Origin of the sequence: Neglectibacter sp. X4 (assembly GCF_009917365.1) — a bacterium.
Classification (GTDB): domain Bacteria; phylum Bacillota; class Clostridia; order Oscillospirales; family Acutalibacteraceae; genus Acutalibacter.
Genome location: NZ_QWLE01000025.1, coordinates 23,954 through 44,356, shown reverse-complemented (window position 1 = coordinate 44,356; position 20,403 = coordinate 23,954). Strand labels below are relative to the sequence as shown.

General features: G+C 57.3%; 22 protein-coding genes. 15 read left to right on the top strand and 7 right to left on the bottom strand.

What is annotated here, in order from left to right; genetic code table 11:
• From fliN to D1841_RS10015, 15 genes are all read left to right on the top strand, one after another.
• Positions 1-650 (top strand): flagellar motor switch protein FliN (fliN, locus tag D1841_RS10085; protein ID WP_166554255.1); only part of this gene is annotated, 650 nt, incomplete at its 5' end.
• A gap of 41 nt (positions 651-691) precedes the next feature.
• The gene (locus tag D1841_RS10080) at positions 692-1,057 is read left to right on the top strand and encodes a response regulator (protein WP_160642420.1); all 366 of its coding nucleotides are present in this window, start codon (positions 692-694) and stop codon (positions 1,055-1,057) included.
• Positions 1,058-1,063: 6 nt separating this feature from the next.
• Positions 1,064-1,438 (top strand): flagellar biosynthetic protein FliO, encoded by a 375-nt coding sequence (locus D1841_RS10075; protein ID WP_160642421.1) that lies wholly within the window; start codon positions 1,064-1,066, stop codon positions 1,436-1,438.
• 20 nt (positions 1,439-1,458) lie between these two features.
• Positions 1,459-2,142: a flagellar type III secretion system pore protein FliP gene (fliP, locus tag D1841_RS10070; protein WP_371721730.1), complete on the top strand. Its 684-nt coding sequence runs from the start codon at positions 1,459-1,461 to the stop codon at positions 2,140-2,142.
• A gap of 27 nt (positions 2,143-2,169) precedes the next feature.
• Positions 2,170-2,430: a flagellar biosynthetic protein FliQ gene (locus D1841_RS10065; protein WP_160642422.1), complete on the top strand. Its 261-nt coding sequence runs from the start codon at positions 2,170-2,172 to the stop codon at positions 2,428-2,430.
• A gap of 3 nt (positions 2,431-2,433) precedes the next feature.
• Complete coding sequence (locus tag D1841_RS10060) at positions 2,434-3,222, top strand: flagellar biosynthetic protein FliR (protein ID WP_237076220.1); 789 nt, start codon at positions 2,434-2,436, stop codon at positions 3,220-3,222.
• A gap of 127 nt (positions 3,223-3,349) precedes the next feature.
• Positions 3,350-4,414 carry a flagellar biosynthesis protein FlhB gene (flhB, locus tag D1841_RS10055; protein ID WP_160642423.1) on the top strand — a complete coding sequence of 355 codons (1,065 nt, stop codon included), beginning with the start codon at positions 3,350-3,352 and terminating at the stop codon, positions 4,412-4,414.
• A 327-nt stretch (positions 4,415-4,741) separates the two neighbouring features.
• Positions 4,742-6,847: a flagellar biosynthesis protein FlhA gene (gene flhA, locus D1841_RS10050; protein WP_237076221.1), complete on the top strand. Its 2,106-nt coding sequence runs from the start codon at positions 4,742-4,744 to the stop codon at positions 6,845-6,847.
• Positions 6,844-7,620: a sigma-70 family RNA polymerase sigma factor gene (locus D1841_RS10045; RefSeq protein WP_160642425.1), complete on the top strand. Its 777-nt coding sequence runs from the start codon at positions 6,844-6,846 to the stop codon at positions 7,618-7,620. Before flhA ends, D1841_RS10045 begins: the two co-directional genes overlap by 4 nt.
• A gap of 66 nt (positions 7,621-7,686) precedes the next feature.
• The gene (locus tag D1841_RS10040) at positions 7,687-8,436 is read left to right on the top strand and encodes a flagellar hook-basal body protein (protein ID WP_160642426.1); all 750 of its coding nucleotides are present in this window, start codon (positions 7,687-7,689) and stop codon (positions 8,434-8,436) included.
• A 55-nt stretch (positions 8,437-8,491) separates the two neighbouring features.
• Complete coding sequence (locus D1841_RS10035; RefSeq protein ID WP_160642427.1) at positions 8,492-9,241, top strand: flagellar hook-basal body protein; 750 nt, start codon at positions 8,492-8,494, stop codon at positions 9,239-9,241.
• 141 nt (positions 9,242-9,382) lie between these two features.
• Positions 9,383-10,009, top strand: a complete 627-nt coding sequence (locus D1841_RS10030; RefSeq protein ID WP_201751233.1) for a chemotaxis protein CheC — start codon at positions 9,383-9,385, stop codon at positions 10,007-10,009.
• Entirely contained in the window at positions 10,002-10,490 is a 489-nt protein-coding gene (locus tag D1841_RS10025) for a chemotaxis protein CheD (RefSeq protein ID WP_160642428.1), read from the top strand. Before D1841_RS10030 ends, D1841_RS10025 begins: the two co-directional genes overlap by 8 nt.
• Positions 10,491-10,517: 27 nt before the next feature.
• Positions 10,518-11,456: a chemotaxis protein gene (locus D1841_RS10020; RefSeq protein WP_237076222.1), complete on the top strand. Its 939-nt coding sequence runs from the start codon at positions 10,518-10,520 to the stop codon at positions 11,454-11,456.
• Positions 11,457-11,515: 59 nt separating this feature from the next.
• A complete protein-coding gene (locus tag D1841_RS10015; protein ID WP_160642429.1) occupies positions 11,516-12,778 on the top strand; it encodes an EAL and HDOD domain-containing protein in 1,263 nt (420 codons plus the stop codon).
• Positions 12,779-12,899: 121 nt separating this feature from the next.
• Here D1841_RS10015 and D1841_RS10010 read toward each other — a convergent pair whose 3' ends face one another.
• From D1841_RS10010 to D1841_RS09980, 7 genes are all read right to left on the bottom strand, one after another.
• On the bottom strand, positions 12,900-13,682 hold the full coding sequence (locus D1841_RS10010) for a sugar phosphate isomerase/epimerase (RefSeq protein WP_160642430.1): 783 nt from the start codon (positions 13,680-13,682) through the stop codon (positions 12,900-12,902).
• Between the two features lie 14 nt (positions 13,683-13,696).
• The gene (locus D1841_RS10005) at positions 13,697-14,350 is read right to left on the bottom strand and encodes an HAD family hydrolase (protein ID WP_160642431.1); all 654 of its coding nucleotides are present in this window, start codon (positions 14,348-14,350) and stop codon (positions 13,697-13,699) included.
• Positions 14,347-15,210: a 16S rRNA (cytidine(1402)-2'-O)-methyltransferase gene (gene rsmI / locus D1841_RS10000; RefSeq protein WP_160642432.1), complete on the bottom strand. Its 864-nt coding sequence runs from the start codon at positions 15,208-15,210 to the stop codon at positions 14,347-14,349. The genes D1841_RS10005 and rsmI overlap by 4 nt, the downstream gene beginning before the upstream one ends.
• Positions 15,211-15,351: 141 nt before the next feature.
• Positions 15,352-16,077: a tRNA1(Val) (adenine(37)-N6)-methyltransferase gene (locus tag D1841_RS09995; RefSeq protein ID WP_160642433.1), complete on the bottom strand. Its 726-nt coding sequence runs from the start codon at positions 16,075-16,077 to the stop codon at positions 15,352-15,354.
• A gap of 89 nt (positions 16,078-16,166) precedes the next feature.
• Positions 16,167-16,337, bottom strand: a complete 171-nt coding sequence (locus tag D1841_RS09990; RefSeq protein WP_160577953.1) for a DUF362 domain-containing protein — start codon at positions 16,335-16,337, stop codon at positions 16,167-16,169.
• Between the two features lie 113 nt (positions 16,338-16,450).
• The gene (locus D1841_RS09985) at positions 16,451-17,335 is read right to left on the bottom strand and encodes an AraC family transcriptional regulator (RefSeq protein ID WP_160642434.1); all 885 of its coding nucleotides are present in this window, start codon (positions 17,333-17,335) and stop codon (positions 16,451-16,453) included.
• 348 nt (positions 17,336-17,683) lie between these two features.
• The gene (locus tag D1841_RS09980; protein WP_160642435.1) at positions 17,684-20,095 is read right to left on the bottom strand and encodes a cation-translocating P-type ATPase; all 2,412 of its coding nucleotides are present in this window, start codon (positions 20,093-20,095) and stop codon (positions 17,684-17,686) included.
• Between the last annotated feature and the right edge of the window lie 308 nt (positions 20,096-20,403).

The window sequence follows — 20,403 nt, the reverse complement described above, 5'->3', positions numbered from 1 at the left end:
CGCCTGCCGCCGCGCCGGCCCCGGCTCCCGCCCCGTCCTCTGGCGGCGTGATGAGCCAGGAGGAAATCGAGAAAATGCTGGCAGGAGGCGCGCCTGCTGCCGCCCCGGCCCCGGCTCCCGCAGCCCCGGCCCCTGCGGCCCCCGCGCCTGTTCCTCCCGCGGCCATGCCTCCCGAAGGCATGGCGCCCCCGCCCTATTACCCGCCCTACCCGGGGCAGGAAGGGCAGCAGGGCGGATATCCCGGGTACCCGGGATACTATCCCCCGCCCTACTATGGCTGGCCCGCTCCCCCGGCTCCCCAGCCGGCAGATCCCAAGGTCATTCCCACCCAGCAGCCGAAAATGCCCAGGTTGGAAAATGGCCAGGAGTTAAGCCAGGAGCAGGCAGAAAACCTGGATTTGATTATGAACGTGCCCCTGGAGGTCACGGTGGAAATAGGCCGCACACGGCGGCGGGTACAGGAAATCCTGGCTTTTGCCAAAGGCTCCCTGGTAGTGCTGGATAAGCTGGCAGGGGATCAGGTAGACCTGTTTGTCAACGGCAAGTGTATTGCCCGGGGCGATGTGGTGGTAGTCGATGACAACTTCGGCATCCGGGTGACAGAAATACTCAAAAAACCCGATCTGGAGGACGTGGCTCAGTTAAAATGAGCGCCAGATACGAACCAAACTAAGAAAAGAGGAGAACTACAATGGCAAAGATCTTATTAGTTGACGACGCTGCATTCATGCGCAAGGTTATCAAGGATACCCTGAGCAAAAATGGGTATACTGACCTCCACGAGGCTGTGGACGGGGCCGACGCCGTAGAAAAGTTCACGGAGCTTTCCCCCGACCTGGTAATCATGGACATCACCATGCCCAACATGGACGGCCTGGAGGCCTTGAAGGCTATGAAGGCCAAGAACCCCGCCTGCAACGTGGTTATGTGCTCTGCCATGGGCCAGGAAGCCATGGTTATCGAAGCCATCCAGTCCGGGGCCAAGGACTTTATCGTAAAGCCCTTTAAGCCGGATCGCATTATGAAGACGGTTTCCTCCATCGTCGGGGAGCCGTAAGGAACCATGCCCCAGGGAGTTTTATCGCTCTTAGGCATGCTGCTGACCATAGGGGTGGTGCTGGTGCTGGCCTATTGGTGTACGCGCCTTATCGCCCGCCGGGGCCTGCCGGGCCTGCCCGGATTTCCCCGGTCAGGAGAAAAAGCCCATGAAAACATGGCCCTGTTGTGGCAGCGGAACGTGGGCAAAAATGAACGCCTGGTGCTGGTGCGTGTACACAGCCGCTGCCTGCTTTTAGGCGTGACAGGCGGGAGCATCCAGGTGCTGACAGAGCTTTCCCAGGAGGAAGCAAAACAGTGGCTGGAGGGCCAGCCCCCGGGCGGGGACAGCGCTCCCAGCTTTGCCCAGATACTGAAAGGGAGCTTTCCCTCAAAAAAATGACGAAAGGATGGTGACAGCGTTTGGACAGCGGCCTTGACAGCCTGAACAATCTTGTAAACATCAACGGTGACAGCGTGCAGGTGCTGGACATCATCCTTTTAACTACGATTATCACCCTTCTGCCCTCCCTGGTGATCATGTGTACATCCTTCACCAGATATGTGATTTCCCTGTCGTTCCTGCGAAACGCCATGGGCACCCAGCAGACGCCGCCCAACATGGTGCTGGTGGGCCTTGCCCTGTTCTTAACCCTGTTTACCATGGGCCCGGTGCTTTCCCAGGTGCAGGCAGAGGCTTACGAGCCATACATCAACGAGGAAATCACCCAGGAGGAATTTTTCGACCGGGCGAAAGCCCCTCTAAAGGAATTTATGCTGCGGCAGACAGAGCCATCCTCCCTGGATATGTACTGCGGGATGGCGGGCATCAGCAAGCCGGATACAGAGGAGGAGGCAAGGGAATTGCCCCTGCGGATTATCGTGCCCTCCTTTGCCACCTCAGAGCTGAAAAGGGCTTTTGAAATCGGCTTTTACCTCTATATCCCCTTCCTGCTCATCGACATCATCGTGGCTTCCACCCTTATGTCCATGGGCATGGTCATGCTGCCGCCTTCTATGATTTCCACGCCCTTCAAGCTCCTGCTGTTCATCACACTGAACGGCTGGGAACTGGTGTTTTCATCCCTGGTGCAGACATTCCGCTGAGGCAGATAGAGAAAGGCAGGTGGCAGTATGGGGACCACGCAAGTTGTAGACGTATTCCGGGACGGCATCGGTGTTGTCATCCGGCTGGCAGGGCCAATGCTGCTGCTGAGCATGGCAGTGGGCGTGCTCACCGCCATCATACAGGCCGTCACTCAAATCCATGAACAGACCATCTCCTTCATTTTAAAGCTGGTGGTGGTGGGGCTGTTCCTGGTTATCGGCGGGGACTGGATGCTGGGAAACCTCCAGGAATATGCCAGGGAACTGCTGGAACTGATCCGGGCATAACCTATGGACAATTTAGACAATCTGTTAAATTGGGACAGCTTAACCCTGTTCATCTATATCACAGCCCGCATGTCGGGCTTTGTGCTGTTTACCCCCTTGTTCAGCCGGTCTAATATCCCCCGGTATTTCAAGGCCGGGTTTATTATGCTTTTAAGCGTGTCGGTAAGCTATGCCTATACAGGCGTTGTGACAACCCCCGGCACCCTGCTGGAGCTGATGGTAAAAATTCTGCTGGAGCTGGGCCTGGGCTTCATGGTAGGCATGATCATGCAGATGTTTTTCTTTATCCCAGCCCTGGCCGGTACGGTTATGGACGAACAGATGGGCCTTGCCATGGCCGCCACCTATGATCCCGGCTTTCAGGGGAACATGACCCCCTCGGCAAACCTGCTGAATATCTATGCCATGCTCCTGTTCATTGCCGCTAATGGGCATTACACCCTTTTGCGGCTGATGATCTCCTCCGGAAACCTGGTGCCCTTTGGGGCGGCAGCTTTTGGGGAGGCCACGGCGGAGCGGGTGGTGGAAATTTTTGCAGACTGCGCCCTGATGGGGGTGAAGCTTTGTATGCCCATCCTGGCGGCAGAGTTTATGGGCCAGATAGGCATGGGGGTGCTGATGAAGGTCATCCCCCAGATAAACGTGTTTGCGATTAACATTGAGTTAAAAGTGCTGGTAGGCACCGTCATCCTGTTCTTCCTGCTTTCCACCTTCAGCGAATACATCCTGGCAATGGAAACCACCATGCTTTCAGAGCTGGAGAAGGCTGTGTCCCAAATCGCCGGCGGGTAGCCCCAGCCCCTCCAAAACCGAGAGGGATCCATAAAAAAAACCATTTCCCAAAACGAAAGGTTTTTGAGGGGGGCACGGGGGCAGGCAAGCACGCCGCAAAAGCGGGGAAGCGCAAAGGGGGGACACTGTGGGAGACAAAACCGAAAAGGCCACGCCGAAACGAAGGCGCGACGAACGGAAAAAGGGCAACGTGCTGCTGGTGCAGGACGTGATAGCAGTGGCAACCCTCATAGGCAGCGTCATGATGATCCGGGTGCTGTTCCCCACCTATGTGGAGAAGCTGCAAGGCATGTTCCGCTATACTTATTCCTATCTGGGCCTGATGGCGGAAGGCGCAGCCATAGAAGAATTCCTGGGGGAGATTGTGGTGCAGGGCGCCATCATTTTCGTGCAGACCGCCGGACTGATGCTGGCAATCACCGTATTGATGGCGGTGTCAGCCACCTTTGCCCAAACCCGGCTCCTGGTCACTGGGGAGCTTTTGAAACCCAAGTTCAACCGCATAAGCCCGGCCCAGGGCATCAAGCGGATTTTTTCCCTGCGCAGCATCGTGGAGGCCCTGAAGGGCCTTTTGAAAATCAGCATCCTGCTGTACCTGATTTACACCAGCGTGGAAGAACTGGTGCGGGTTTCCGGCAATTTCCTCTACACCGCCCTGCCGGAAGCCTGCGGCTACTTGCTGGAAGCCATTTTCTTCATGCTTTTGAAGGTAATTTTGGCCTTCGCCGCTCTGGCAGGCTTTGACTTCCTCTACCAGTGGTGGGATCACGAGCGGAAAATGAAAATGTCCAAACAGGAAATAAAAGAAGAATATAAACAGACCGAAGGCGACCCCCAGGTAAAGGGGAAGATTAAGGAGATCCAGCGGAAGATGGCCCAGGCCCGTATGATGCAGCAGGTGCCCCAGGCCGATGTCATTATCCGCAACCCCACCCATTACGCCATTGCCCTGGCCTATAAGCCGGGGCAGGACGCTGCTCCCAAGGTGCTGGCTAAGGGCCAGGATGAGCTGGCCATGCGCATTGTGCAGAAAGCCGAGGAGTGCGAAATCCCCACCATCGAAAACGTCCCCCTGGCCCACGCGCTTTATGACACCGCGGAGCTTTACCAGGAGATCCCGCCGGCGCTGTACGGGCCGGTGGCGGAAGTGCTGGTGTATGTGTTTAAACTGGCAAACAAGCTGCCCGGATAAAAGGCCTTTTACCTTTGTGCATTTCTGCCAAATCTCTGGCAGCACAAAAGGTGACAAAATGGTTTCAGAAATGACAAAATGTTTACAAAACTACCGTTTTTTCCCAAAAACCAGCAGTTTTTTGCAGAAAAACAGCAGGTTTTTCACCGCCTCGCAAAGGCAGGTTTTATAGGGAACAGGCTTGCAGGCGCGTTTTTTATGCATTTTGACGGCATGGCAGATATTTCTTCCCGCAATGCCGCAGGATAGTCTTTATTTATCCGGGAGTTTATGATATAATAGGCTGTACCCTTTAAGCAAGTCCAGAAAAAGGAAGGGAGGATGCCCATGAAGCGGATACTGGACAACGCGGTTTCCCTGTTTGTGGTGGTAGTGGTGCTGTTCCTGATTTTGCCCCTGCCCACCTTTATGCTGGATGTCCTTCTGGTCATCAACATAGCCCTTTCCGTGATAATCCTTCTTATCACCATGAATATATCGGAGGCCCTGGAATTTTCCATTTTCCCCTCCCTGCTGCTCATCACCACCCTGTTCCGCCTAGGCATGAACGTTTCCTCCACCCGGCTGATTCTGTCAAACGGGGGCAACGCGGGACAGGTTATTGCTGCGTTTGGGCAGCTTATCACCAGCGGCAACATTGTAATTGGCTTCATCATATTCTTTATAATTGTGCTGGTGCAGTTTATCGTTATCACCAAGGGCGCGGAGCGCGTGGCCGAGGTTGCCGCCCGCTTCACCCTGGACGCCATGCCTGGCAAGCAGATGGCCATTGACGCGGATTTGAACACCGGCGTAATCGACGAGCAGGAAGCCCGTATGCGCCGCTCAAAAATCCAGAAGGAATCCGACTTTTACGGCGCTATGGACGGCGCTACGAAAATCGTCAAGGGCGACGCGGTGATGTCCCTTATCATTACCCTGATAAACCTTATCGGCGGCATTCTTATCGGCGTGGTGCAGGGCGGCCAGGACATTGGGACAGTGGCCTCTATTTACTCCACCGCCACCATTGGCGACGGCCTGGTTTCCCAGCTTCCCGCCCTGATGATCTCCACCGCCACCGGCATGATTGTCACCCGCTCTGTTTCCGACGGCAGCCTGAACAGCGACGTGCTGGGACAGTTCAAGGCCCAGCCCCGGGCGCTGATGACGGCGGCAGCGGCGCTGGTGTTCCTGGCGGTTATCCCCAACACCCCCACTGTCCCCCTGGTGATAGTGGCCAGCGTTATCTTCGCCATGGGCTTCATGATCAGCCGCGGCGGCAGGGCCAAGCAGGTGCAGGAGCAGGAGGCCGAGGAGGCTGCCGCCCTGGAGCAGGTCCCGGAGGCCGCGCCTGCGGAGTCTGACTATTATAAGGATATCAGCAACGTGTACTCCCTGCTTTCTGTGGAGCCGATTGAGCTGGAGGTGGGCTACAGCCTTATCCCCCTGGTGGATGAAAGCAGCGGCGGCAAGCTGATTAACCGGGTGGTTATCTTCCGGCGGCAGTATGCCCAGGAAATGGGCTTCGTGGTGCCCACCGTGCGTATGCATGACAGCTCTATTATCGGCACCAACCAGTATGTGGTGCGCGTGAAGGGCGAGGAAGTGGCAAAGGGCGAAATCCTGGTGGACTACTACCTGGCTTTGGAGCCTGCCAAGCCCCTGGGCGAAATTGACGGCATTGAGACAGTGGAGCCGGCCTACGGCATCCCCTCCCGGTGGATTCTGCCGGAGAACAAGGAAATGGCGGAGATTTACGGCTATACGGTTATCGACCCCCTGTCCGTTATGCTGACCCACCTTTCCGAAACCATCAGGCGCCATGCCCACGAGCTGCTTACCCGTTCGGAGACGATCCAGCTTGTGGAGAACCTGAAGAATACATCCCCGGAGCTGGTGGAGGAGGCCTGCCCGGCAGTGGTTTCCTATGCCATGCTGGAAAAGGTGCTGCGGAACCTCCTGATGGAGGGCGTGCCCATCCGGGACATGGAAACCATCCTGGAAACCATGGTGGACGCCATGAACACCACCCGGGATCCGGATATTATTACGGAGAGCGTGCGCAGTGCCTTGAGCCGCACCATCACCCGGCGTTTCTGCGAGGACGGGCAGCTTAGGGCCATGACCCTGGACGCAGAGGTGGAGCGGAAGATTGTGGCTTCCCTGGTGAAAAACGACCATGGCATCTATTTGGCAATGGAGCCGGAACTGATACAGACCGTTATCACCCAGCTTGCGGAGCACATTCCCAAGTTTGGCGATTTGAACCAGTCGCCCATCCTGCTTACCAGCCAGGTGATACGCATTTATCTCAGCCGGCTTTTGTCCCAGTATTTCAACAACCTCTACGTGCTTTCCTTCAGTGAGATTGTGGGCACAGTGCAGATCCAGTCTATCGGCAACGTGACCATGCAGCAGGGGGCAAACGTGCGAAGGGCGGTGGGCACATGACGGATTCCGCCCGGAAGCCTTATGAGGAAATGACCACCGAGGAGCTTTTCGCCCTGTACGGGGAAACCCGGGATCAGGATTTGAAATGGGAAATCGCCTTACGGTATACGGGGCTGATACGCAGCATAGCCCTACAGATACGAGGCGTGTTCTGCAGCTTCACGCAACTGGACGACATCATCAACGAAGGCCTGATTGTGCTGGCCGACGCGGTGGATAAATTTGACCCGGAGAAGGGGCGCTTTGAAATGTATGTGGCAAAGCGCATCCGGGGGATGATTGTAGACCTGGCCCGGCAGCAGGACTGGGTGCCCCGCACAGTGCGGCAGCGCGCCCAGCGCATTGACAAGGCTGTAACGGAAATGTATAACCAGACGGGGAAAATGCCCAGCGACAGCGAAGTGGCGGAAAAGCTGGGCATTACTATAGAGGAATACCGGGAGGCCATGGCAAACGCCTCCCTGCACAACATCCTGTCTTTAGACGAGGTTTTCGAGGGCAATGACAGTTGGGAGGCCGCCGCGGATCCGGAAAGCGGGGGGCACCCCGAGCAGGCGCTGATGGGGGAAGAGCTGGTGAACACTCTGGCAAAAGCTGTCAGCACCCTGAAGACCAACGAACAGCTTGTTCTGTCCCTTTATTATGAGCGGAACCTGAAAATGAAGGATATTGCCACAGTGCTGGAAATCAGCGCGCCCCGGGTGTCCCAGATACACGCCAGGGCTGTGCAGAAGCTGAAGGTGCTGATGGAGGACTATATGCGCAGCGGGTAAGGCTGCGGCAGGGGCGGACTTACCCCCCAAACCAATTTCAGAAATCTTTTTCGGGAGGAAAAGGAAATGTTCAAAGGCTTTTACAACCTGGCGTCCGGGATGATTACCCATGGCAAAAACCTGGATGTCATTTCCAACAACATGGCAAACGTGGCCACTTCCGGCTTTAAGGAGGACTGCTTTACAGGGCAGACCTTTGATGAGGTGATGTGGAGCCGCGTAGGCAACAAGGAGAAAATCTATACGGATATCGGCGGCATCAGCTATGCCACTGTGCCCAGCCAGCTTTATACCGATTACACCCAGGGCGCCTTTGATGAAACAGGCATGCCTTTGGATTTCGGCATAGAGGGGGAGGGCTTTTTCGCCATTCAGACGGGGGACGGCATTGCGTACAGCCGGGCCGGCAACTTCACCCTGGATGACGAGGGGTATCTCACCCTGCCGGGCTTTGGGCGGGTGCTGGACATTAACCGGGAGGAAATCCTGCTGGTGACAGACAAGGTGCGTGCCGACGATTACGGCAGGATTTACACGGAAAACGGCGGCTTCTTAGGGCAGATCGGCGTTTACGAGTTTGCGGACAACGGGGAGCTGACCAAAAACGAGCGGGGCCTGTTTGTGGGCGGGGGGGAACCCCAGCTTGGCACAGCCAGGGTGCTTCATGGCATGGTGGAACGCTCCAACGTGGGCATGGTGCAGCAGATGGTGAAAATGATGTCTACCCAGCGGGCCTACCAGAGCGCGGCGCAGCTCACCAAAATGTATGATCAGGTGATGACCCACGCCACCACAGATGTGGGCCGGCTGCAGTAAAACCGCCGGGCAATGAGCGCGGTTCTATAAACACAGGGAAAGAGGGCATGAAACGATGAACCAATCCTTCTATACAGCGGCGGTGGGGGCCTGGCAGCAGCAGGAGCGGCTGAATGTCCATGGCAACAACATTGCCAATGTGAACAACTATGGCTTCAAGGCCAAGAAGCCTTCCTTCGCGGCGCTGATGTATGATTTCATTGCCGGGGCGCAGGCCGACGAGCTGCCCCGGGGCACCGGCACCTATATGGTGGGCGCGGACACAGACTTCGGCAGCACAGGCTTTGCGGACACAGGGCTTGATTTGGATTACGCCATTGAGGGCCACGGCTTTTTCGCTTTGTGGGATCCTGCCAGCGGGGAGTACAGCTACACCCGGGACGGCTCCTTTACCAAGGCCGAATTTTATGTGGAGGGGGCGGTGGATCCGGACACCGGGGAACCCACCCAGGAAGCAAAATGGTATCTGTCAGACGGCGACGGGCGCTTTGTCATGGGCCGGGACGGCAGGCTGATTGAGCTGACAGAGGAGAACGTGAAGAGCGAACTGCCCATTGGCATTTTCGACTTTGTGAACACCAACGGAATGCTGCATGTGGGGCGCAACCGTTTTGTGCCTGTAGAGAAAAACGGGCAGCTCCAGATGGGGCAGGGAAAGCTGGTGAAGGGCTATCTGGAGCGCTCCAACACAGATTTGGCCCATGAGATGGTGAAGGTTATCGAGTCCCAGCGCTCTTTCAGCTATGCGCTGAAAATGATCCAGACCTCGGATGAAATCGAAACCACAGTAAACGGCCTGCGCTAAAAAAGAGGAAAAAATCGAGGCTGGCATGGCGCCTGGCGGGCGGAAAAGCCAGACAGGAAAGGCTGGAATGCCTGAACAGAACGGGCAGGACGGCGTTCTCCTGCGGGGCTGGGAATGCGGGCCTCTGAGAGGAGGAACCATATGGAAATTAAGAATTATGACTACTTGGGCAGCATGGAAATGGATACCCTGCGGGAAGTGGGAAGCATTGGCACGGGCAACGCGGCCACAGCCCTTTCCGGGCTTTTGAACCGGCGGGTGCGCATTACCATGCCGGAGGTGCGCATTATGGAGTATAACGAGGCTATCGACTGGATAGGCGGCCCGGAGAATGTGACGGCCGGGGTGCTGGTGCGCATTGGCGGGGACATTGGGGGCATTATGCTTTCCGTGCTGCCCCTGGAGTTTGTAAACATGGTGCTGGAATGTATGCTTGACAACAAGGTGGAGGAGTTCGAGCATCTGGACGAACTGCAGCGCTCTGCCCTGGTAGAGGTGGGGAACATCATGATTTCCACCTTCATCAACGCCCTGTCCGGGCTGTCCGGCGTAACCATGGAACTGACCGTGCCCAGCCTCACCGTGGACATGCAAGGGGCTATTCTGGCAGTGCCCATGGCGGAATATGGCGGGCAGACAGACTACCTGATGACCATTGGCGGCAATTTTACCTGTGATGATTATGAGCTCCCCTGCAGGCTGCTGCTTTCCCCGGAGATTCGGGGCCTCAATTATCTTTTGCGTAAGTTGGGCGTGACAAATGGCTAACGGACAAAAGCTGGTGGTGAAGATAGCCGACATGAAAATGGCGCAGTATGGAGAGGAGCTTATAACATACGCGTTGGGATCCTGTATCGGCATCTGCCTGCAAGACAAGCGGACAAAGCTTTCCGCGCTCATCCATATTATGCTGCCTATCAATATGGAGGCGGGGCGGAAGAATACCATGAAATACGCGGACACAGGCATACGGGAAACCCTGAAACAGATGGAAGCAAGGGGCGCCCGGCGGGCAAACATTGTGGCAAAGGTTGCCGGGGGCGCGAAAATGTTTGAAACAGCCCAGGGGAGCGCCCTGGGGAATATCGGCAAGCGCAACGCCGACAGCGTACATATGATTTTGCGGGCTGAGAAAATACCCCTGCTGGCAGAAGATTTGGGGGGCACTACAGCCCGGACCATCTCCTTTGACCCGGGTACGGGGAAGGTGACGGTGCGCAGCTATGGCAAGGCGGACTATGTGATTTGACTCAGGAGAAGAAAGGGAGCGAGTGTAATGGCGGCCATCATGAATGATGAAATCCTGCTGGAATCTGGTACCAACGAAATAGAGATTATGGAGTTCACCATTGACGGGGTGCTTTACGGCATCAACGTGGCGAAGGTGACGGAAATCATGATCTCTGCGCCGGTAAAATTCATGCCCCACACCCATATGGCGGTGGAGGGGATTTTCAAGCCCCGGGACGCGGTGATTACGGTGATAAACCTGCCTAAGTACCTGGGCGTGGAGGAATGCGAGCCAAAGGAAAAGGATTTGTTTATTGTAACCGGGTTCAATAAAATGACCCTGGCTTTCCGGGTGCACACGGTGGTGGGCATTAACCGCATTTCCTGGACGGAAATCCAGAAGCCGGATAAGACCATCAGCGGCGGCGACGACGGGGTGGCCACAGGTATTGCCCAGTGCGGCGGGGATTTGGTGACTATCCTGGACTTTGAGAAAATTGTGGCGGAGATTGCCCCGGAAACCTCCATCCAGATAAGCGAAATTGACGAGATGGGCCCCCGGGAGCGGAACCTTCAGCCCATTTACATAGCGGAGGATTCCATCCTCCTTTCCCGCATGATCCGGGACGCCCTGACAAAGGCGGGCTACACCCACCTGAGCATGTTCCCCAACGGCAGGGAGCTGTGGGAGCATTTGCTGGAAAGCAAGCGCCATGGCACCATTGACAACGATGTGTCCCTCATTGTGACAGATATTGAAATGCCCCAGATGGACGGACACAGGCTGACAAAGCTTGTGAAGGATGATCCGGAGTTAAAGCATATCCCGGTGATCATCTTCTCCTCCCTGATAAGCGAGGAAATGCGTATTAAGGGCGAAGAGCTGGGGGCAAACGAGCAGCTTACCAAGCCTGAAATTGGGCGGTTGGTTTCCGTTATGGACGGCCTTCTCCAGGAAAAGGCGGCGCAGGGCGAGACAGCCTGACACTGCCGGGGAGAAGCAGGCCGGTTTTTTAGAGAAAACGCCTGATATGAGGAGGCTCTATGAGAGAAAAATATATTGTGCGGCAGCCTATTAAAAATGCGGGCAGCCAGGTGATAGGCTATGAGATACTGTATCATGGCGAGAACCAGGCATATGGCAATGAGGAGGCTACAAATGACTTTGCCGCGGCGGATACGGTATATAACTTTTTGCTGCAAAACGTGGAGCGCTCCCTAAAAGGCCCGGTCCACTTCATGACATTTACCACAAACCTTCTGATGCGCAAGGCCCCCCGGCTTTTTGGGAAGGAAAGCCTTGTCATCCAGATAGATGACAGCGTGATTATCCACCCCTTTGCCATGCGCTTTGTGCAGCAGTTCGCCAGGGATGGGTATAAAATCGCGGTGAACGAGTTCCGCTTTTCTCCCCGGTACATGGCGCTGATGGGGGAGATTGATTACATCAAGTTGAACTTTGAGACAACTGCTGACGCTTCTTTGCGCAACATTATTGAGATGGCCCACAGCATGAACAAGCAGTGCATTGCCACCCAGGTGGAAACAGAGGAGATTTATAACAAAGCCGTTTCCATGGGCGTGGATGCTATGCAAGGCTCTTATGTGGCCCAGAAGCTTGCCACCAAGGCCCACACCAGCGGGTATCTCCAGAGCAACTTCTTCCGGCTGATGGTGGCTGTGGTGCAGGAAGAGCCGGATATGGAGGAGATAGAGCAGATTATCGCCACAGACGCCACGCTGACCTATGGCCTGCTGCGGGTGGCGAACACAGCCTATTTCTCCACCAGCCGGGTTACCACTATCCGGCAGGCCATTATGACGCTGGGCATTGGGCAGCTTAAACAGTGGATTTACCTTTTGAGCGCCAGCAACGCGGAAAACGAAATTGACCCGGATTCAGAGGAATTCCTGAAGCTTTCCTTTATGCGGGCCAGCTTCTGCAGCGAGCTGATGCGCTATGCAAAGAATATGCCTATCAGCCGCACAGACGCTTACCTGATGGGCATGTTCTCCACCCTGGATTACCTCATTGCCGCTCCTTTGGAGGAAATCCTTTCTACTGTGCCTGTGGCAGAGGAGATTAAGGACGCTTTGCTGCGCCACGAGGGCCGCTGCGGCGCGCTGTATGACCTGGCCATCAGCTATGAGCGGGCAGACTGGAAAAACATCAATGTGTACGCGGAAAAGCTGGGCATTGCCACAAACCTTCTCACCAGCACCTATTTTAGCTGCACAGAGGAAGTAAACATGATTTGGAAGCAGCTTACGGAGATGGAATCTTACGCCCCTGCAGAGGAGGCGTAAAGGTCGCTTCTGGCTTCATGAAACAGCAAAAACAGCATGTGCGTTTTATAACACATGCTGTTTTTGCTTTATTGTCTTATGGAGGGGAGATATAGTAAACACACTTGAAAATCACTATACATCAGGCCCGCAGGCTGTTAAGCAAAGCGAAGCTTTCTTTGGCGTCGGGCAGGAAGTTTGCGCACTGGCCTTCCACGCTTACCCGGCCCTCATAGCCCATGACCCGCAGGGTGGAAAAGAGGGCGGCATAAGCCTCCCGATCCTGCTGCGGGTCTTGCCTGCTGGGATAGGCCCGGTTCTGGGGCCTTGCCATGTGGACATGCCACAGCAGTTCCCCTGCCTCTGCAAGGGAGGAAAAGGACTCGTTTCCAGCGGCCATGTGGTAGGTATCCCCCAGCACGCCTACATGGGGAAGCTGGAGCAGGGAGGCCAGGATAAGGGCTTCCGAGACAAAATGGAGGATGTTGCACTCCTGCCGGCGCAGAGGCTCTATGGCAATGCGCAGGCCGTTTTCCCTGGCAAGGCCGTCTGCCAGGGTGAGGAAATCCCCTAGCTGCCGGAAGGCTTTTTCATGGGGAAAGTTTTCCGGCACCCGGCGGCTGGCCCCGGATCCAAAGACAATAACCTTTGCACCCAGCTTTCGGACACGGCTGAAGGCCCGAGAGAGATATTCCCCGGCCCGGGATACATCTGCCTGGGGGCCTGTAAGGGGGATTTCCCCTGGCATCATCACGTTCATGGCCTCACAGGAAAGGCCCGATTCCAGAAGGGTTTTCTCGGCCTGCTGGAAGTCCTCCTCGGACATGGCGGCAACGGCGCTGAGGCTGGTTTCGATGTAATCAAAGCCGGCTTGGGCCAGGGCTTTGGCGTTTTCAACTCCTGTGCATACACCCAGCTTTATCATAATGGGTTCCTCCTTTATGGGTTTTCCTGGCTTTGGAAAAAGGCGGGCAGGTCGAGAAGGGAGGGCAGGACAGGGGCGGGGCACTGGGCAAGCCGCCTGACGCTCTGGTGGCCCTGGGCCACCAGCACACAGCGGCAGCCCATCTTTGCCGCCACCTCCCAGTCGTGGAGGGTGTCCCCCACGCACCACACCTGCCCGGGGGCAAGGGAGCGGGCCTGGAGGTATCTTTGGGCCACCCCGGCCTTCCCGGCACCCAGCGCGTCCTGGATGCCCAGGAGAGCGTCAAAATAACCCTCAATGCCCAGGGCTTTTACCTGCTCCTCCAGGGCCTCCTGATGGGAGGCAGAGGCCACAGCCTGTCCCACGCCCCAGGCCTTAAGCCGCTCCAGGGCTTCCTCTGCGCCGGGGCACAGGCCGCAGGCAGCGGCGGCCTGGTTATAGGGGCGGATATATTCCTCCGCCAGCAGAGGGAAAGGCTCCTTTGCGAAATCGAAGCCGACGGCGCGGTAATAGTCTTCCACGGGGAAGGTGAAAACCTCCCGGTAGCGGGCCATGGTGAGAAGGGGCAGGCCCCGTCTGCTGAGCATGGCGTTCATGGTGTCCACGCAGGTTTGGGCATCGTCCAGCAGGGTGCCGTTCCAGTCCCAGATAACGTATGCAGGCTTCACAGGCTTTCCCCCTCTCCTTTTTCTTCGGCTATCATCCGGTAGATATCCCCTTTGCGCAGGCCAGTGGCTTTGGCGGCCTCCTTGGCGGCGGCGCTGGGGGAAAGGCCTTTTTCCATCTGCGCCCGGGCCAGGGCGGCAGCTTCCTCCAGGGAGGGGCCGCTTTCCTCCTGGGGAGCGGGGGAGGCCCCCTTGATAACCAGCACATACTCTCCCCGCGGCTCCTGCTCCCGGTAACGGGCGGCGGCTTCCCCTAAGGTGGTGCGCCACACCTCCTCGTGGATTTTCGTAAGCTCCCGCACCACAGCTATGGGCCTGTCCGGCCCAAAGGTTTTAGAGAAGTCGGAGAGGGTTTTGCGCAGCTTATGAGGGGCTTCATAGAAAACCATGGTGCGCTCCTCCTTTTCCACTGCCAGCAGGTGCTCCCGGCGGCTGCGCTTATTGACGCTTAGAAAGCCCTCAAAGGTGAAGCGCCCGGTGGGCAGGCCGCTGACAGCCAGGGCGGAAATCACCGCCGTTGGCCCGGGCACCACGTATACGGGCAGGCCCTCCCGGGCGCAGGAGGCCACCAGGGCTTCCCCGGGATCGGAGATGGCAGGCATGCCTGCGTCGGAAACCAGGGCGCAGGTTTCGCCCCCCTTTAGCCGGGACAGGATTTGCGCCCCCCTGTCCAGCTTGTTGTGCTCGAAATAGCTGATGAGGGGCTTGTGGATGTCGAAATGGGTGAGCAGCCCCCGGGTTACCCGGGTATCCTCCGCCGCGATGAAGTCCGCTGCCCCCAGCACCTCCCTGGCCCGGGGGGAGAAGTCCCCCAGGTTCCCAATAGGTGTGCCCACTATGTATAGCGCGCCTTTTTCCAGCATGTGCCGCCCTCCTAAGTTCATGGGACTCTGTCCCATACCCTGCAACCCCTTTTGAAAAAAGGGGTTGACCCTAAAACCATGCAGGGAATTTTTCTTGTATCACAATAACCAGTGCAAGTATGCTTGTCCTTCTTACATGATTTATGTTGTGCGGTAGTCCCCGTATATCCCCAAAAGCTCTGGGGAGGGGGCGCCGGCGGGATGTTCCAGCAGCAGGGCAGGCTGCATCTCCAGGCCGGGCTTCCCGCCCTTGCGGCACTCCAGCAGGAACAGGTAAGGGGCTTTGTCCAGGCGCTGCTGCACAAGGCGCAGGCGCTTTGGCTCCAGGCCCATCTGCCCGAAGGCCAGAATTGCCTGGGCCAGGCGCTGCACACGCAGGCAGACGCAGAGCCTGCCCCCATACCGCAGGGCAAATTTCGCGGAGCGTCCCAGCTCTTCCAAAGAGAGGGTGCTGCCCACCCGAGCCAAGGCCCGGGCCGGGCTGGGGCTTAAAAGGCCTGTGCCCGCTGCCTGGTAGGGCGGGTTGCAGGCCACCAAGTCCAGGCTTTCGTGGGGCAGGAGGGACTTTATCTGCCGCACATCCCCTTGTAGAACCGTGATGACGCCGGAAAGCCCGCTGGCCTGGACCGAAGCCGCCGCAAGGGCCGCCGCCTCTTTTTGCAGCTCTATGGCCCGCACAGCCCCGGGCTTTCCCCGGGCGGCCCACAAAAGGGGGATGGCTCCGCAGCCTGTGCCAAAGTCTGCGCAGGACTCCCCGGGGTTTGGCTTGGAAAAATCTGCCAGCAGCAGGGTGTCTGTATTAAAGCTGTGCTCTTTTGTCACCTGCACCCGGCAGCCCGGGGCCAGGGTTTCCCAGCGCGGTTCCATGGCGCACCCCCTTCCTGTATACAAAAAGAGAGCCTGCAAAAGGGAAAGCCCCCTTCCCAGACTCCGCTTTTCTTGTTTGGCAATGCCAATCAGCCCTCGACAGGAGCGCCTACGGGGCAGGTGCCGGCGCAAGCGCCGCAGCTGATGCAGGTATCGCCGTCGATTACGTACTTGCCGTCGCCCTCAGAGATGGCGTCAACAGGGCAGTCGCTGGCGCAAGCGCCGCAAGCGATGCACTCGTCATTGATAACATAAGGCATAGGGAACACCTCCATATATTTTTACACCCACATTATATCACATTTTCTGAAAATTGCAATGCCCACAGCCCATTTCCCAGCAGGGAATTTCTGTTTTCCACGAAAAACCGCCGTTATTTTTCCCCGGAGGCCTGCCGGCGGAAGCGGCGGGGGGGATAGCCATGCTCCCGGCGGAAGGCTTCTGTGAAATAGCTGGGGCTGTTGAACCCGCAGGCATAGGCGATTTCCGTGACAGACTGCCCGGTGGTGCGCAGCAGGTGGGCGGCGGCCTCCAGGCGGTAGGCCATGAGGAACTCGCCGGGGGTTTTCCGGAAATATTTTTTGAAAATCTGGCAGCACTTGCTTTTGCACACGCCGCCGGCCTGGGCTATCTGCCCCAGGGTGAGCTTGCGGGGGTAGTTGCGGTAAATGTAGTCTGCCATCTGCTTCTGTACGGCTACGTCCGGGTCGGACCGGGGAGGCGGGCCGGCGTTGCTTTCCTGCTGGACAAGCTGGAAGAACAAGGCCCACATCTGGTTGAGCTGGCTTAAAACACGCAGCTCAAAGGCAGGGGCCTTTTCCCGGTGGAGCCGGGCGGCTTCGTCCAGGCAGGCGCAGAGGGGATGGCTTTCCTCCAGAAGCAGGTAGGGGATATGGGCGCTTATGACGGGATCGATATAATTGCTGCGCAGGGCAATGTTATTGCTGAGGATTTCCGGGCGGAACAGCACTGCCAGGTAGACGCAGTCCTCCTCGCTGGTGGCCTGGGCATGGTGAAGCTGCCTGGCGTTTATCAGCACAGCCTGGCCGGCGCCCAGGGGGATTTCCACGCCGTTGACATGGTAAGCCATTTTCCCTTCCCGCACGTGGATGTATTCAATGTCCTCGTGCCAGTGGGCGAGCATTTCCCGGTTGGGGAACATGGAAAGGCGGGAATTGTCGTTGACGTAAAAAGGAACCTCGGGATCGTTATAGTACATGATTTCCGAATCGTCCTCCCGCCGGTGGATTTGAGCCACAGGACACCCCTCCTTTGTGGGAAAAATACGATTGTTATAAAAGCAGATGTTTTTCTTGTAGAAATCTCAGGACTGTTCGGGTATGATTATACCATAAACCATAAGGAAATGTCCAGGCTGGCAGATTCTTCTCCAACTGCTTATAAGTTATCCTTTTCATACTACATCCTCATAAAAGGGAGGCCCCCGCAAAACCTGCGGGGGCTTCCCTTTTTGCGGTTCATTAGGGGCATGTAGGGCTGGCCGCGTGCCGCCAGGCGCCTGCCCGCACCAGGGGGCGGTGCGCGGGGAGCGGAGCGAGGGATTCTTAAGGGCGGAAGTCCTTAAGCGGGTTCTTCGGGAAGCGCCCTAAGCGCTGCGCTTGCGGGCGCGGCGGCGCTTTTTGAAGGGATACATGGGGCTTTGGGAGTTTGCGATGACGTGGTCTATAAAGTGGAGCAGGGCCAGCATCAGGACGATGGCGAAAAGGAGCATGGGCAGCAGGGCAATGAGCATGGGCAGGGTGAGGCTTACCAGAGAGAAGAACTGCCCCAGGAACAAAAGGGCCACCACGAACACGGCAAGCAGGCCACCGAACAGGAAGCCCCGCAGGGAATTGAAGGGGGTGCAGACCTTAAAGAGCATGATGAAGCCTGTGAGGGAGGTGAGGATAACCGCCAGGGTGGACATCTCCTGGGGGGCAAGGCCCAGGGGGCCGCTGAGGGCACACAGCAGGACAATGTTCGCGGTCATGGTGAGGGCGGCGGGGATGCACATTTTCAGGACGTTGAAGATGAACTTCCCCCGCAGGCGGTCCCGGTTCGGCTCCAGGGCCAGGATGAAGCTGGGCACGCCGATGGTGAGGGAGCTGATGAGGGTTTGCTGGATAGGCTCGAAGGGGTAAGTATAATTGATGAAAATAAACAGCACGCCGATGAGGGCGGAGAAGATAGTTTTTTGCAGGAACAGGGAGCTGGAGCGCTGGAGGTTGTTGATGGAGCGGCGGCCCTCCTGCACCACCAGGGGCATGGAGGCAAAGTTGGAGTCTAAAAGCACCAGGTTGGAGACGGTGCGGGCGGCGTCGCTGCCGGAGGCCATGGCAATGGAGCAGTCGGCTTCCTTTAAGGCCAGCACGTCGTTTACCCCGTCCCCGGTCATGGCAACGGTGTGGCCGTCCTCCTTTAAGGCCTTTACAAAGGCCAGCTTCTGCTGGGGGGTCACCCTGCCGAACACAGCGTATTCGCTTACAGCCCGGCGGATATCCTCGTCGCTGCGCAGGGTGGTGGCGTCGCAGTATCTGTCCGCGTTTTCCAGCCCCGCCCGTTTGGCTATCTGGGAGACGGTGACGGCATTATCCCCGGAGATAACCTTTAAGTCCACCCCCTGGTCGGCAAAGTACCGCAGGGTGCGGGGGGCTTCCCGGCGGATTTTGTCGCTTATCAGCACAAGGCCCATAGGCTCCAGGCCTTCCGGCAGGGACTTGTCCTCAAAGGGGCTGTCCGACCGGGCCAGAAGCAGCACCCGCTGGCCGTTTTTGGAGTATTCCTCCGCCTGGGGGAACCGCTGCTGGAAGGCTTCCCCCAGGATGAATTCCCCTGCGCCCATGACATAAGCCCCTTTGCCGGGGAAGAAGGCCCCTGACCATTTTCGGGCAGAGGAGAAGGGCACTGTGCCGGAGGCATACCAGGCGCTTTGGCCGGGGAGGTAGTCCTTCAGGGCCAGGAAGGTGGGGTTGTCATCCTGAAGGCTGCCTGTGAGCGCGGCAAGGGCTTCTTTCATCTCCGCCTCTGTGCGGCCTTCAAAGGGGGAAAGCCCGTCTACCTGCATGGAGCCTTCGGTGATGGTGCCGGTTTTGTCCAGGCACAGGGTATCTACCCGGGCCAAAGTTTCGATGCAGTACATATCCTGCACCAGGGTTTTGTGCCGGGAAAGCTTGATGACGCTGACCGCAAAGGCCAGGCTGATGAGCAGCACCAGGCCTTCGGGGATCATGCCCACCATGGCGGCGCAGGTGCTGACCACCGAGCCTTGGAAGGTGTCCCCCAGGACAAAATACTGCTTCCAGAACAGCAGGCCCCCAATGGGCAGGATGGCAAAGCCGATGATTTTTACAATCAGGTCAATGGAATCCATAATTTCGGAATTCCGCTTTTTGATGTATTTGGCGTCCCCGGCGATTTTGTTGGCGTAGTTTTCCGCACCCACATGCTCCACCTGGGCGGAGCACTGGCCGCTTACCACAAAGCTGCCGGAAAGCAGGGGTTCCCCCGGCTGCTTTAAAATGGGATCGGACTCGCCGGTTATCAGGGACTCGTTTACCTCGCACTCCCCGGCTGCCACTACCGCGTCGGCGCAGATCTGGTTGCCGGCGGTGAGCAGGAGGATATCGTCTAAAACCACCTGCTCCACCGGGATGGTCTGGCGCCTGCCGTCCCGCAGGACAGCCGCCTTGGGGGAGGAGATGAGGGAGAGCTTGTCTATGGTGTGCTTGGCGCGGATGCCCTGGAAGGATCCGATGACGATATTCGAGAGGATAACCCCCATGAAAAGGGCGCTGCGGGGGGAGCCTACCAGGATAACCGCTGCCGCCAGGGCGAAGTTCAGAAGGTTAAAAAAGGTGAACACGTTTTCCCAGATAATCTGGCCCTCGGTTTTGCTTTTCACGCCGGAATCCCCGTTGTGCAGGCCCCGCTGTATCTGCCCCGCAACCTGCTGGGAGGAAAGCCCCGCGGCCGGATCCGGGTGGAGCCGCTGCCCCCTTGTCTGGTCTGTCTGTGCCATGTATGCCGCTCCTTTCTGCGCCTGGAAACGCCGTCCCGTTTATTGGCTGTGCGTATGTTTTTTACAGTTGCAAAGCTGCCGGCGGAAAAGGCAGCACTTATAGTATACACCAGGGAAATGGCTTTTCCAAGCGGGATTTTCCCAGATTCCGGAATTTATTTTTTGCCGAATTTAAAAGCGCCCCGGCGGAAAGAATTACCTATAATGGCTAAAAATTCATGCCCTAAGGGGGGCGGTTCGCCAAAAAGCGGGGCCATATGCGGGGAAAACACCTTTTTCACAAAGGAGTGATATTTGACAGAAAGAGA

Excerpts from the sequence above, each read along its gene's own strand:
- D1841_RS10080 (WP_160642420.1), top strand. The coding sequence starts at position 692 with ATGGCAAAGATCTTATTAGTTGACGACGCTGCATTCATGCGCAAGGTT.
- D1841_RS10075 (WP_160642421.1), top strand. The coding sequence starts at position 1,064 with ATGCCCCAGGGAGTTTTATCGCTCTTAGGCATGCTGCTGACCATAGGG.
- D1841_RS10065 (WP_160642422.1), top strand. The coding sequence starts at position 2,170 with ATGGGGACCACGCAAGTTGTAGACGTATTCCGGGACGGCATCGGTGTT.
- D1841_RS10060 (WP_237076220.1), top strand. The coding sequence starts at position 2,434 with ATGGACAATTTAGACAATCTGTTAAATTGGGACAGCTTAACCCTGTTC.
- flhA (WP_237076221.1), top strand. The coding sequence starts at position 4,742 with ATGAAGCGGATACTGGACAACGCGGTTTCCCTGTTTGTGGTGGTAGTG.
- D1841_RS10045 (WP_160642425.1), top strand. The coding sequence starts at position 6,844 with ATGACGGATTCCGCCCGGAAGCCTTATGAGGAAATGACCACCGAGGAG.
- D1841_RS10040 (WP_160642426.1), top strand. The coding sequence starts at position 7,687 with ATGTTCAAAGGCTTTTACAACCTGGCGTCCGGGATGATTACCCATGGC.
- D1841_RS10035 (WP_160642427.1), top strand. The coding sequence starts at position 8,492 with ATGAACCAATCCTTCTATACAGCGGCGGTGGGGGCCTGGCAGCAGCAG.
- D1841_RS10030 (WP_201751233.1), top strand. The coding sequence starts at position 9,383 with ATGGAAATTAAGAATTATGACTACTTGGGCAGCATGGAAATGGATACC.
- D1841_RS10025 (WP_160642428.1), top strand. The coding sequence starts at position 10,002 with ATGGCTAACGGACAAAAGCTGGTGGTGAAGATAGCCGACATGAAAATG.
- D1841_RS10020 (WP_237076222.1), top strand. The coding sequence starts at position 10,518 with ATGGCGGCCATCATGAATGATGAAATCCTGCTGGAATCTGGTACCAAC.
- D1841_RS10015 (WP_160642429.1), top strand. The coding sequence starts at position 11,516 with ATGAGAGAAAAATATATTGTGCGGCAGCCTATTAAAAATGCGGGCAGC.
- D1841_RS10010 (WP_160642430.1), bottom strand. The coding sequence starts at position 13,682 with ATGATAAAGCTGGGTGTATGCACAGGAGTTGAAAACGCCAAAGCCCTG.
- rsmI (WP_160642432.1), bottom strand. The coding sequence starts at position 15,210 with ATGCTGGAAAAAGGCGCGCTATACATAGTGGGCACACCTATTGGGAAC.
- D1841_RS09995 (WP_160642433.1), bottom strand. The coding sequence starts at position 16,077 with ATGGAACCGCGCTGGGAAACCCTGGCCCCGGGCTGCCGGGTGCAGGTG.
- D1841_RS09990 (WP_160577953.1), bottom strand. The coding sequence starts at position 16,337 with ATGCCTTATGTTATCAATGACGAGTGCATCGCTTGCGGCGCTTGCGCC.
- D1841_RS09980 (WP_160642435.1), bottom strand. The coding sequence starts at position 20,095 with ATGGCACAGACAGACCAGACAAGGGGGCAGCGGCTCCACCCGGATCCG.